Source organism: Pseudomonas sp. Eqa60 (genome assembly GCF_018326405.1).
GTDB classification, from domain to species: Bacteria; Pseudomonadota; Gammaproteobacteria; order Pseudomonadales; family Pseudomonadaceae; genus Aquipseudomonas; species Aquipseudomonas protegens.
This window is the reverse complement of the sequence record NZ_AP024342.1, coordinates 5,856,381-5,868,939: the sequence shown is the minus strand read 5'-3', so window position 1 is coordinate 5,868,939 and position 12,559 is coordinate 5,856,381. Positions and strand designations below refer to the sequence as shown.

Here is a 12,559-nt window from a genome sequence, read left to right as displayed (position 1 = left end):
CATCAGAGAGTGACTTCCCATGTTTGAACGCATCATTCAATTCGCCATCGAGCAGCGCATCATCGTCCTGCTGGCGGTGCTGCTGATGGCCGGCGTCGGCATCGCCAGCTACCAGAAGCTGCCGATCGACGCGGTGCCGGACATCACCAACGTCCAGGTGCAGATCAACTCCGCGGCGCCGGGGTTCTCACCCCTGGAAACCGAACAGCGCATCACCTTTCCCATCGAGACGGCCATGGCCGGCCTGCCGGGGTTGCAGCAGAGCCGGTCGCTGTCGCGCTCGGGGTTGTCCCAGGTAACCGTGATCTTCAAGGACGGCACCGACCTGTTCTTCGCCCGCCAACTGGTCAACGAGCGCCTGCAAGTGGCTCGCGAGCAATTGCCCGACGGTGTGGAGGCGGTGATGGGGCCGATTTCCACCGGGCTCGGGGAGATCTTCCTGTGGACCGTGGAGGCCGAGGAGGGCGCCCGCAAGGAGGACGGCACGCCCTACACCCCCACCGACCTGCGGGTGATCCAGGACTGGATCATCAAGCCGCAACTGCGCAACGTGCAGGGCGTGGCCGAGATCAACACCATCGGCGGCTTTGCCAAGGAGTACCAGATTGCCCCGGACCCCAAGCGCCTGGCGGCCTACAAGCTGACCCTGAGCGACCTGGTGACGGCCCTGGAGCGCAACAACGCCAACGTCGGCGCCGGCTACATCGAGCGCAGCGGCGAGCAGTTGCTGATCCGCGCGCCGGGGCAACTGGCGTCCATCGAGGACATCGCCAACATCGTCATCAGCAGCAGCGACGGCACGCCGATCCGCGTGCGCAACGTGGCCGACGTGCAGATCGGCCGCGAGTTGCGCACCGGCGCGGCCACCGAGAATGGCCGGGAAGTGGTGCTGGGCACCGTGTTCATGCTGATCGGCGAGAACAGCCGTACCGTGTCCCAGGCGGTGGCGAAGAAACTTGAGGAGATCAACCGCTCGCTGCCCGAAGGCGTGGTGGCGGTCACGGTGTACGACCGCACCAACCTGGTAGAAAAGGCCATCGCCACGGTGAAGAAGAACCTCTTCGAGGGCGCGCTGCTGGTGATCGTGATTCTGTTCCTGTTCCTGGGCAATATCCGCGCGGCGCTGATCACCGCCCTGGTGATCCCGCTGTCGATGCTGTTCACCTTCACCGGCATGTTCAGTAACAAGGTCAGCGCCAACCTGATGAGTCTCGGTGCCCTGGATTTCGGCATCATCGTCGACGGCGCGGTGGTTATCGTCGAGAACGCCATCCGCCGCCTGGCCCATGCCCAGCAGCACCACGGGCGCATGCTGACCCGCTCCGAACGCCTGCATGAAGTCTTTGCCGCGGCCAAGGAAGCCCGGCGCGCGCTGATCTTCGGCCAGTTGATCATCATGGTGGTGTACCTGCCGATCTTTGCCCTTACCGGGGTGGCCGGGAAAATGTTCCACCCCATGGCCTTCACTGTGGTCATGGCGTTGCTGGGGGCGATGATTCTCTCGGTGACCTTCGTTCCGGCAGCCATCGCGCTGTTTGTCACCGGCAAGGTCAAGGAAGAGGAAAACCTGCTGATGCGCAGCGCCAAGCGCGGCTACGCCCCGGTGCTGGACTGGGTGATGGCCCGGCGTGGCCTGACCTTCGCCCTGGCCGGCTTGATCCTCGCTGGCAGTGCGCTGCTGGCCAGCCGCATGGGCAGTGAATTCATCCCCAGCCTCAGCGAAGGCGACTTTGCCCAGCAGGCCCTGCGGGTGCCCGGCACCAGCCTCACTCAGTCGGTGGACATGCAGCAGCGCCTGGAGAAAACCCTGCTGGCGCAAGTGCCGGAGATCGAGCGGGTGTTCGCCCGCACCGGCACCGCGGAGATCGCCTCGGACCCGATGCCGCCGAATATTTCCGACAGCTACCTGATGCTCAAGCCCAAGGCCCAGTGGCCGGACCCGAACAAGTCTCGAGAGGCGCTGATCGCTGATATCCAGCGTGCCAGTGCCCTGGTGCCGGGCAGCGCCTACGAGCTGTCGCAGCCGATCCAGCTGCGCTTCAACGAGCTGATTTCCGGGGTGCGCAGCGATGTTGCGGTGAAGGTGTTTGGCGATGACATGGCGGTGCTGAACAAGACCGCTACGCAAATTGCCACGGTCTTGCAGAGCTTGCCTGGCGCCTCGGAAGTCAAGGTCGAGCAGACCTCGGGGCTGCCGGTGCTGACCATCAATATCGACCGCGACAAGGCCGCACGTTTCGGCCTCAACGTGGGGGATGTGCAAGACACCATCGCCGTTGCGGTGGGCGGGCGCCAGGCCGGCACCCTGTACGAAGGCGACCGGCGCTTCGACATGGTGGTGCGCCTGTCCGATCAACTGCGCACCGATATCGACGGCCTGTCCCGGCTGCTGATTCCCATACCGGCGACGGCGGGCACGGCCAACGGGCAGATCGGCTTCATCGCCCTGTCGGAAGTGGCCAGCCTCGATCTGGTGCTGGGCCCCAATCAGGTCAGCCGTGAGAACGGCAAGCGCCTGGTGATCGTCAGCGCCAACGTGCGCGGGCGGGATATCGGCTCCTTCGTCGAAGAGGCCACAGGCCTGATTGCCGAGAAGGTCAAAGTCCCGGCCGGCTACTGGACGACGTGGGGCGGTCAGTTCGAACAATTGCAGGAAGCCTCCCAGCGCCTGCAGGTGGTGGTGCCGGTGGCCTTGCTGCTGGTGTTCGGGCTGCTGTTCATGATGTTCAACAACCTTAAGGATGGCCTGCTGGTGTTCACCGGGATTCCCTTCGCCCTGACCGGCGGGATCATGGCCCTGTGGCTGCGGGACATACCGCTGTCGATCTCGGCGGGGGTGGGCTTCATTGCCTTGTCCGGGGTCGCCGTGCTCAACGGCCTGGTGATGATTGCCTTTATCCGTAACCTGCGAGAGGAAGGGCGCTCGTTGTCCCTGGCGATTCATGAAGGCGCCCTGACCCGACTGCGCCCGGTACTGATGACCGCCCTGGTGGCCTCCCTGGGCTTCATCCCCATGGCCCTGGCCACCGGCACCGGCGCCGAGGTGCAACGGCCCCTGGCCACGGTAGTGATTGGCGGCATCCTGTCCTCCACCATCCTCACCTTGCTGGTGCTGCCTGCCCTGTACCAATGGGCGCATCGCAGGGAAGAAGACTGATCGCGCGCCGCTTCTTGTAGCCGCTGCCGCAGGCAGCGGCTACAGGTGTCAGTCCTGCGGCAATTTTCGGGCAAAAAAAAGCGCCCCAAGGGGGCGCTAAAAATTCATCTCTTTCCAAAGGAGCATCAGAAAAAACGCTTCAAGAGATGAATGTGCTCGGTAGGCAATCGCTGTCAGATGTCTTCTTCGGCCGTGGTAGGCGCAGAAGCATCGCGAGGGGCTTTGCCGGTGCTGCCGGTGGCGGCTGTTTCCTGGTTGGCGTCGCCGTGGATCTGTTCCTGGCTGGCCAGGAAAGCTTCGCGGACCTGCTGTGGGCGTTCGCTGCCATCAGCGGCCCAGGTGGCGGAGCTGGTTGTGGCCAGTAGGCCGATCAATAACAGTTGGGTTGGGCGCATGAGCTTCTCCTGACACGTTGGGCGGCCGTGAAAAACACGGTGGCTGCCAGTGTGTCCGGGAGTATATGAAGGCCAACCTAACGAGAAGGTGAGGCCGATATTACAGTTCTGAAAGGCATGAGTCTGTGAAGAAGTTTTAACACCGGGCAGGCCTGGCGCCTGCCCGGAGCCGCTCTCTAGAGCAGGGCCAGGGGGTACTCGACGATCAGGCGAAACTCTTCCAGGTCGGATTCGAACTGGCTGGAACGGATGGTCGCCTGGCGGATGCGCAGGGACAGATCCTTGAGGCTGCCGCCCTGGAACACGTACTTGGCTTCGATATCCCGCTCCCAGCGGCGCTGGTCGGTCAGTGGGTCACCTGCCGCATCGCGGCGCATGTACACCGAGTTGGCGTGGCTGTAGTCGGCGCCGCTGCCGCGGGCGTAGCGGGTCATGAACGACAGGCCGGGAATGCCCAGGGGCTGCATGTCGAGGTCGTAGCGGACCATCCACGAGCGTTCCTTGGGCGAGTTGAAGTCGCTGTACTGGATCGAGTTGTCGAGGAAGATCGAGTCCGACTGGCGCAGGTAGTCGAAGTCGTCGTTGCCGTTGTTGCGCTGATGCGACAGGGCCAGGGTGTGGGCGCCGTAGGTGGCGCCGACCTTGGCGCTCCAGATGTTGTTGTCGAACTCGCCCAGGAGTTTCTTGCCCTCATCGACGGCCTTGTAATAGTTGAAGCCGCTGAACAGGCTCAGTTGGTCGGACAGCGGGTAGTTGCCCGCGACGCCGAAGTAGTACTGGTCCCAGGCGTCCTTCAGGCGGCTGCTGTAGAGGCTGAAGTTGAGATTGGAGTTGAGCCGGTAGTCGCCGCCGAAGTAGCCGACCCAGGGCGAGTCCACCTTGCCGGCGTAGAAGGTGGCGAAGCCATCGCGCATGCCACTGCTGTCGGGCTGGCTCATGGCATGCAGGCGGCCGCCCTGCAGGTTGAGGCCGTCGATGCTGGTGTTCTCCAGGGTCACCCCGCGAAAGCTTTCCGGCAGCAGGCGGGAGTCGCCGTAGTGCACCACGGGGGTCTTGGGAAACACATCGCCGACTTTCACCACGGTATCCAGGGCTCGCATTTTCACCGCACCCCCAGCCTTGCCGTAGCTGTCGGCGGGCCGGTTGTCGTGGTTCAGCGGCAGCATGCCGAAGGAGCCACCGCCGCCGCTGCGGCCGGTGCCAGAGTCGAGCTTGAGGCCGTACATGGCAAAGGCATCGAGGCCAAAGCCCACCGTGCCCTGGGTGAAGCCGGATTCGAACTGGCCGATCAGGCCCTGGGCCCAGGCTTCGGAATAGCCGTTGCCGGTGGGGCTGGACTGGCCCTTGCGGTCGTCGCGGTTGAAGTAGAAGTTGCGCAGCAGCAGGTCGAGGCGGCTGCCTTCGACAAAGCCTTCGGGCCGTTCCTCGGCGGCCACTGCCGCCATAGGGCTGAGCCCCAGTACCGCAGCGAGCACGGACAGGGACAAGGGGGGATTGATACGCATGGGGGTCGCTCCTGAGTGTTGGCAGCTATCAACTTTTATATCGCCAGAGGCGTTCTTATTGGGCTCGACCGGCAGGCGTCGCAACGCCTGCCCAGTCGCTGTCGATAGTTGCAAACGGCAGATAACGGCGGGGTGACCCGGTCATTACAATTGTGCAAGAAAGCCGTCCAGGGCCCGGGCCAAAACCCCGACGGGCCGGGGGTTATCCCGGGTAGGGCGGGCTGTCGGCAGCGCCCATTACAGATAAGTAATCTGCCCGCGATCATCCTGACAGGGTCGGTTGCTTATCCTCGCTGGCGTCAACTGGACGAGGAAACTGTGATGAAAGCAATCAACCTGAGTCTCGCCGCGCTGCTGTTGAGCCTGGCTTCCCTGGTGCAGGCCGAAGGGGGAGGCGACCGTACGTTCGCCCGGGCCATGGTGGAAAACCAGAAGGCCATGGAGCGCTATGCGGCGAACCAGGGCAAGCCGGCGCCGGTGGTGCAGGCGTACCGCTACGGCATGAAGCTGGATGTCGCCAAGGTGGTCAACGTGACCCCGCCGATCAAGTCCTGCGAGGTGGTGCCTTCGCGCATGACGTATGAGGATTCCGCCGGCCAGCTCAAGACCATCGAGTACCAGGTCATGGGCCAGTGCCGCAACAACGGCAGTTGATGGGCCGCCGGCGCTGCTGTGCCGGGCCCGCAGGGGTGGGCCCGGCCAGCGTGGCTGTACTCAGTCGTTGCCGGAGCCGGGGTGCAGGGCGACGATCATGTCCACTTCCACCGAGGCATTCTTGGGCAATTGATAGACCCCCACCGAGGTCCGGGTGTGTACGCCGGCGTCGGCAAAGATCGAATAGAGGACTGCGGAGGCGCCGTCCGCCACTTCGCTCTGCTGGGTGAAGTCCGCCGCACTCTGTACATAGACGTTGATCCGCAGGATGCGCTTGATCCGCTGCAGGTCGCCGAGCATCTGCTCGAGGATCGCCAGGGCCCGCAGGGTGCAGATCTGCGCCCCGTGCCGGGCCTGTTCCAGGGAGGTTTCGGCACCGACCCGGCCAACCACCATCACGGTATTGTCGATACGCGGGATCTGCCCGCTGACATACACCTCATCGCCATTGCGCACCGCCGGCACGTAATTGCCGCCAATGCGCATCTCGCCTTCGAAACTGTGTCCGACCTGTGCTGCGGCCTGCTGGAAAAGTGCCTTGCGTGATGCATCCATAGTCCAACTCCGTCGATCGCCCTGGAATTTCCCGTCGCCGACTATACGCGCTCCTTGGTTGCGCGAAATCCCCGGCTGCGGGCCCGAATTCTGCGGCCTTGCTGGCTGCGGAATTATTTTTGTCAGACAAGCCTCAATGGCTATTAAGAAAAATCTTTCAGGGCCGATGTTAGGCCCAAAGCAGTCCACTTTTTCAGCCCCCCCCGGTACATCCTCATGTTCAATAAACGCTTGAAGCAGGAGTTGTCGACTCTACGCGAAGAACTTTCGAGCCTTCAGCAAGTGAAGGAGAGCCTTGAAAGCGAGATGCTCGTCATCAACCTGAGCGCCGATGGACGGATTCAGTCGGTCAATCACAATTTCGCCCAGGAAATGCTCTACAAGACTGGCGATCTGGTGGGCCGGGCCCTGGAGGACATCGTCCCGGAACACGTCAAGCATGATGAGTTTCACCTGCGGTTCAAGGCGACCCTGACCCGGGGCGAACACTTTGCCGGGGCGGTGCGGCTGCTGCGCGGCAATGGCCAGGAAGCCTGGCTGCGTTCCATCTCTCAGCCGGTTCGCGACTCCGAGGGGCGGATCAAGTATTTCGCGATCTTCTCCAGCGACCTGACCCGCACCATCGAGGCCTCTCGGGAGCACGAGAACCTGATTGGCGCGCTGATGCGTTCCACCGCGCTGATCGAGTTCGACCTCAACGGCAACGTGCTGACGGCCAATGACCGCTTCCTTTCCAGCATGGGCTACAGCCTGGCGCAGATTCAGGGCAAGCATCACCGTATTTTCTGCGAGCCGGAGGAGTACAACAGCCAGGCCTACCAGGCCTTCTGGAAACGCCTGAACGCCGGGGAGTTCATCGCCGAGCGCTTCAAGCGCATCGACGCTCATGGCCGGGTGGTCTGGCTGGAGGCTTCCTACAACCCGGTCATGGACGCCAACAACAAACTCTACAAAGTGGTGAAGTTCGCCACCGTGATCACCGACCAGGTAAACCAGGAACTGGCCGTGGCCGAGGCGGCGAGCATTGCCTACAACACCTCGCTGCAGACCGACAACAGCGCCCAGCGCGGTACCACGGTGGTTACCGAGGCGGTGAACGTGATGCGCGATCTGGCCAAGCACATGCAGGAGGCCGGCGAAGGCATTGGTGCCCTCAACGAGCAATCCCTGGTGATCGGCAGCATCGTCAAGACCATCAGCGGGATTGCCGAGCAGACCAACCTGCTGGCACTCAACGCGGCCATCGAGGCGGCCCGGGCCGGTGAGCAGGGGCGTGGTTTCGCCGTGGTGGCCGATGAAGTCCGGCAACTGGCCTCGCGCACCAGCAAGGCCACCGAGGAAATCGTCGGCGTGGTGCGCCAGAACCAGGACATGGCCCGCGAAGCCGTGGAACTGATGGCCGAAGGCAAGCTGCAGGCCGAGCAGGGGCTGGCCCTGGCGGCGGAAGCCGGCACCGTGATCGTCGAGATCCAGGACGGCGCGCAGAAGGTGGTCAGCGCGGTCGGCCAGTTCGCCAACCAACTGTCCTCCTGATTGCTCCCCAGCACAGTGCTCCCGCCATGGGGCACTGTGGATTTCAGGGCGGCACCGGCCAGCCCCGGCGCCCTTGGCGCCATTCATTTCCCACGCTGAGACACTCGGGCCTGACCGATAGGGCCCCGGGCGACGGCTGCGCCCAAGAAAAACCAAGAAATTTCCTAGAGGCTTGTAGGAAGTGTCTGGAAAGCGCTGCGGGGCTTGGAGAAAGCCCAAACTGCGCCGATGGCTAGGGGTTGTTGTATCCACTCCTAGTCTGTCGGTGTATCCATGTTCAACAAACGTTTGAAGCAGCAACTTGCCACCCTGAGCGACGAGCTGAACGCTCTGCAGCAATTCAAGGCCTGCCTGGAAAGCCAGGTGCTCAATCTCGAACTCGATGGCGAGGGGGCCATCCGCCGGGCCAACCAGAACTTCATCCAGGCCCTGGAACTCGATGGCCAGCCACTGGCCGGCGTGGCCCTGGAGAGCATCATCTCGCGCCACCCGCAGGCTGTGCCGTTGTATCGCGAATTCAAGGCGGCCCTGGGGCGCAACGAAAGCTACACCGGCCAATTGCGCCTGCAACGCGGAGGCGGCCGCGAGGCCTGGCTGCAGGTCTGCGTGCAGCCGATCCGCGATGGCGCCGGGCGGCTCGATCATTACAACCTGATCTGCACCGACCAGAGCGCTTCGGTGGAAAGTGCCTGCGAGCATGAAAACCTGATGGCGGCGCTGCTGCGCTCCTCTGCGGTGATCGAGTTCGACCTGCAAGGCCGGGTGCTGACGGCCAACTCGCGGTTTCTCGCCTGCATGGGCTACCGGCTGGATGAGGTCCAGGGCCAGAACCACCGCCTGTTCTGTGAACCGCAGGAATACGAAGGGCCCGGCTACCAGGAGTTCTGGGCACGGTTGAACGCCGGCGAATACATCGCCCAGCGGTTCAAGCGCATCGACAGCCAGGGCCGGGTGGTGTGGCTCGACGCTTCCTACAACCCGGTGCTGGACGCCAGTGGCCAGCTCTACAAGGTGGTGAAGTTCGCCATCCTGATCACCGATCAGGTGAACCAGGAGCAACGGGTGGCCGAGGCGGCGGACATCGCCTACAGCATCTCCCGACAGACCGACACCAGCGCCCAGCGCGGCTCGGCGGTGGTCACCGAGACCCTGGACGTGATGCGTGACCTGGCTACCTGCATGCAGCAGGCCGGGGACGGCATCGAAGCCCTGAACGAGCAGTCCCTGGTGATAGCGAGCATCGTCAAGACCATCAGCGGGATTGCCGAACAGACCAACCTGCTGGCCCTCAATGCGGCCATCGAAGCGGCCCGGGCCGGTGAACAGGGGCGGGGTTTTGCGGTGGTCGCCGATGAGGTCCGGCAACTGGCCTCGCGCACCAGCAATGCCACCGACGAGATCGTCGGCGTGGTGCGCCAGAACCAGGACATGGCCCGCTCGGCGGTGGAACTGATGGCCGAGGGCCGGCAGCAGGCGGAACAGGGCCTGACCCTGGCAGCGGAGGCTGGCACGGTCATCGTCGAGATTCAGGACGGTGCGCAGAAAGTGGTCAGCGCGGTCGGCCAGTTCGCCAACCAGCTGTCGGCCTGAGGGCGTGGGCGTGCGTCTTGGGGGCGCACGCCCGGGTTGCTAGCGTGGCGCAGGCCCATGGCACTCGTAGTGCAAGCGGTCGAACCACTCGCCGTGCAACAGGAAGCTGCGCCGCGAATGGCCGTAGCAAGAGAAGCCGCAGGCTTCCAGCACCCGCACCGAACCGGTGTTCTGCGGCCGCGCATTGGCTTCGATGCGGCTCAGTTGCAGTTCGCCGAAGGCGCGCAGCAGCACCTGCTGCACCGCAGTGCGGGCAATGCCGCGGCCGTTGAAGCGGGCGCCGACCCGGTAGCCCAGTTCCGCGCAATTGAAGTAGGGGCGCTGCACCCGGTGCAGGTTGACGCGCCCCACCAGCACTGCGTTGTCGCGGATCAGGAACTGATAGCCGCGGTCTGCCTCGGCATCCTCGCACGCCTGGTTTATGGCTTCGGCGACCCCTTCGCGGGAGTAGTAGGTGGCAGGCCGGGCGTTGATCGAGGCTTCGAAGAACGCTCGGTTTTCCCCTTCGAAGGCCAGCAGGTCATCCAGGTCGTCGAGGTGTGGAGCGCTGATGTGCAGGTGGGTCATGGTGCCAGTGCCTCAATCCGTGAAGGCGCTTTCTTCTCACGATCCGCGGGTGTTCAGCAAGCCTCCAGGTGCGGTTTGATCAGCTCGGCGAACCATTCGATGAACACGTTGAGGCGGCGCGAGCGATGGCGCCGGTCGGGGTATAGCGCGCAGATATCCATGGGCGCCACCGGCAGTTCACGGAGCACCTGCACCAGCTCGCCACGGTCCAGCAGGTGCTGCACGTCGAAGCGTGGCACCTGGATCAGCCCCAGCCCCTGCCGGCAGCAGGCGATGTAGTTCTCGACGTTGTTGACGATCACCCGGCTGGGCAGCCCCAGCAGGTGCTCGCGACCTTCCAGCAGGTATTCCCAGGGCTGCTCGCGGCCGGTGTCCGGGGAGGCATAACCGACCATCCACTGGCCGTTCTGCAGGTCCTGGGGGGTGTGGGGCTCGCCCTGTTCGGCCAGGTAGGCGGGGCTGGCGCAGTTGATCAGCGCCAGTTGCCCCAGGGGGCGGGCGACCAGGCTGCTGTCGGCCAGGCTGCCGACGCGGATCGCGCAGTCGATGCCTTCCTGGACCAGGTCGATGCTGCGATCGCTGGCGCCCAGGGCCAGTTGCAGGCCGGGGTATTGCGCCAGCCATCGGGGCAGGGCGGGGACGATCAGGCGCCGGGCGATGCGGCTGGGCACATCGATGTTCAAGCGCCCGCTGACGTCTATCTGGCGGTGGTGGAACAACTGGTTGAGTTCGGCGGCGTCTGCCAGCAGGCGCCGCGCCCGTTCCAGCAGAATGGCGCCGTCGGCGGTCAACTGCACGTGGCGGGTGGTGCGGTGCAGCAGTCGGGTGCCGAGGCCGGTTTCCAGTTGCTGCACGGCGGAAGAGACGGTGGCCCGTGGCAGTTCCAGGGCATGGGCAGCCTTGATGAAGCTACCCATGTCGGCCACCTGGATGAACACGCGGTATTGCTCAAGCTTATCCATCGTTTGAACGATCCTGGTTCGGGGGCGCCTGACGGCAGTGGATCGCAGCATCGGCCGAGGCGATCGATGCTGCGGCTCGGCAGGCCAATTTACCCCTTGGGCGCCAGGATTACTTGGTGGTGTAGCCGCCGTTGATCAGTAAGGTCTGGCCAGTGATCCACCAGCCTTCGGTGACCAGGTGGCGAATGAAGGGCACCACGTCCTCGATATCGGTGAGCCCGGTCTTGCTCGAAGGCGACAGGGCTGCGGCGCTCTTGTGGTACGCCACGGCGTCGGCGCCTTCGGCCGGGTAGAAGAATGGGGTATCCATGGGCCCGGGGCCGACGGCAGTCACTGAAATGCCGCGGGCACCGAACTCCTTGGCCGCGGCCCGGGTGAAGTGTTCCACCGGCGCCTTGGAGCCGCCATAGGCGGCATAGAACGGAGTGAAGGCCCCCAGCAGCGAAGTCACCAGGGTCACCAGCTTGCCGTTGTCCTCCAGGTGCTTGCCGGCTTCCTTGATAAAGAAGAAGGCGCTCTTGGCATTGACCGCGAACATCTGGTCGTACTCGTCCTCGCTGATTTCAATGATGGGTTTCTTCAGCACCTTGCCCACGGTGTTGATGGCGATGTCGATCTTGCCGAAGCGCGCCTTGGCCTCGTTGAACAGCTGCTCCACGGCACTGGCGCGGGTGAGGTCGGCCTGCCACGCCTGGGCTTCCACACCCAGGGCCTTGAGTGCCGCCACCGTGGCCTCGGCGTCGGCCCGGCTGGCGTTGCTGTTGTAGTGCACGGCCACCGCCCGGGCACCGTGGCTGGCCAGGTCGCGGGCAATCAGGCCGCCGAGGTTCTTCACGCCACCGGCGATCAGCACGACTTTGTTGTTCAGGGAGTGATCGGTCATGGCGCGGGTCCTTCAACAATTGGGGTGAAGGCTGAGTCTAGTGTCTGCACCGCTGTTGATAAGCCGTCGGCGGCTGGACGGATTATCCAGAAAAACCGGCCAATGACCTTGCCTGCCGACGGCCGCGATGGGGCTACAATCGCAGTTTTTTTCAGGAGCCAGTCATGTCCGATCTTCGTCGCCCGGTACCGCTGGACAAGGCGTACCGCTTGCTCAACCACGGCCCAACGGTGCTGGTCAGCGCAGCCCATGGCGGGCAGCGCAACATCATGGCCTGCCCCTGGATTTCGAGCCGCCGAAAGTCGCCGTGGTGCTCGACAAGTCCACCTGGACCCGACAACTGCTGGAGGCCTCGGGCACCTTCGTGCTCAATGTGCCTTGCGTGGCCCAGGTGGATATCGTGCAGAGCCTGGGCAACAGCTCCGGGCTTGAGCTGAGCCAGGGCGGTAGCGACAAGTTCGCCGCCTACGGTCTGCAGGCCTTTGCCGGCGAGCAACTGGCGGCGCCGCTGCTGGAAGGTTGCGTGGCCTGGCTGGAATGCCGGCTGCTGCCCGAGCCCCACAACCACCAGCAGTACGACCTGTTCCTTGGCGAAGTGATTGCCGCCCAGGCCGATGCCCGGGTGTTCAGCGAAGGGCGCTGGCACTTCGACGGGCACGACCGGCTGCGTACCCTGCACCATGTTGCGGGCGGGCATTTCCTGACCATCGGTGACGCCGTTGACGGTCGGCAACTGCCCCTGGTCGGCGAGCCCTGAG

10 protein-coding genes and 1 pseudogene are annotated in these 12,559 nt (G+C 64.1%); 5 read left to right on the top strand and 6 right to left on the bottom strand.

Annotated features, from left to right (window positions below):
* The first annotated feature begins 19 nt into the window (after window positions 1–19).
* A complete protein-coding gene (locus tag KI242_RS26560) occupies window positions 20–3,157 on the top strand; it encodes a CusA/CzcA family heavy metal efflux RND transporter (RefSeq protein ID WP_212805684.1) in 3,138 nt (1,045 codons plus the stop codon).
* 173 nt (window positions 3,158–3,330) lie between these two features.
* On the opposite strand, the gene KI242_RS26555 is transcribed toward KI242_RS26560, so the two are convergent.
* Window positions 3,331–3,552, bottom strand: a complete 222-nt coding sequence (locus KI242_RS26555) for a hypothetical protein (RefSeq protein WP_011063459.1) — start codon at window positions 3,550–3,552, stop codon at window positions 3,331–3,333.
* A 176-nt stretch (window positions 3,553–3,728) separates the two neighbouring features.
* Window positions 3,729–5,057 carry an OprD family porin gene (locus tag KI242_RS26550; RefSeq protein WP_011063458.1) on the bottom strand — a complete coding sequence of 443 codons (1,329 nt, stop codon included), beginning with the start codon at window positions 5,055–5,057 and terminating at the stop codon, window positions 3,729–3,731.
* 321 nt (window positions 5,058–5,378) lie between these two features.
* Between KI242_RS26550 and KI242_RS26545 the strand changes: the two genes are divergently transcribed.
* Entirely contained in the window at window positions 5,379–5,711 is a 333-nt protein-coding gene (locus KI242_RS26545; RefSeq protein ID WP_103289258.1) for a DUF2790 domain-containing protein, read from the top strand.
* A gap of 60 nt (window positions 5,712–5,771) precedes the next feature.
* On the opposite strand, the gene KI242_RS26540 is transcribed toward KI242_RS26545, so the two are convergent.
* The gene (locus tag KI242_RS26540; RefSeq protein ID WP_011063456.1) at window positions 5,772–6,266 is read right to left on the bottom strand and encodes a RidA family protein; all 495 of its coding nucleotides are present in this window, start codon (window positions 6,264–6,266) and stop codon (window positions 5,772–5,774) included.
* A 216-nt stretch (window positions 6,267–6,482) separates the two neighbouring features.
* Here KI242_RS26540 and KI242_RS26535 point away from each other — a divergent pair, with 216 nt between their 5' ends.
* Both KI242_RS26535 and KI242_RS26530 read left to right on the top strand, forming a co-directional pair.
* Entirely contained in the window at window positions 6,483–7,799 is a 1,317-nt protein-coding gene (locus KI242_RS26535) for a PAS domain-containing methyl-accepting chemotaxis protein (RefSeq protein ID WP_011063455.1), read from the top strand.
* 273 nt (window positions 7,800–8,072) lie between these two features.
* Window positions 8,073–9,389 (top strand): PAS domain-containing methyl-accepting chemotaxis protein, encoded by a 1,317-nt coding sequence (locus KI242_RS26530; protein ID WP_011063454.1) that lies wholly within the window; start codon window positions 8,073–8,075, stop codon window positions 9,387–9,389.
* A gap of 39 nt (window positions 9,390–9,428) precedes the next feature.
* On the opposite strand, the gene KI242_RS26525 is transcribed toward KI242_RS26530, so the two are convergent.
* From KI242_RS26525 to KI242_RS26515, 3 genes are all read right to left on the bottom strand, one after another.
* Window positions 9,429–9,956: a GNAT family N-acetyltransferase gene (locus KI242_RS26525; protein ID WP_015637021.1), complete on the bottom strand. Its 528-nt coding sequence runs from the start codon at window positions 9,954–9,956 to the stop codon at window positions 9,429–9,431.
* 53 nt (window positions 9,957–10,009) lie between these two features.
* A complete protein-coding gene (locus KI242_RS26520) occupies window positions 10,010–10,918 on the bottom strand; it encodes a LysR family transcriptional regulator (RefSeq protein WP_019093558.1) in 909 nt (302 codons plus the stop codon).
* Between the two features lie 109 nt (window positions 10,919–11,027).
* On the bottom strand, window positions 11,028–11,801 hold the full coding sequence (locus KI242_RS26515) for an SDR family oxidoreductase (protein ID WP_015637019.1): 774 nt from the start codon (window positions 11,799–11,801) through the stop codon (window positions 11,028–11,030).
* A gap of 164 nt (window positions 11,802–11,965) precedes the next feature.
* Between KI242_RS26515 and KI242_RS26510 the strand changes: the two are divergent.
* Window positions 11,966–12,558 (top strand): annotated as a pseudogene (locus KI242_RS26510) (flavin reductase family protein).
* Window position 12,559 lies beyond the last annotated feature (1 nt).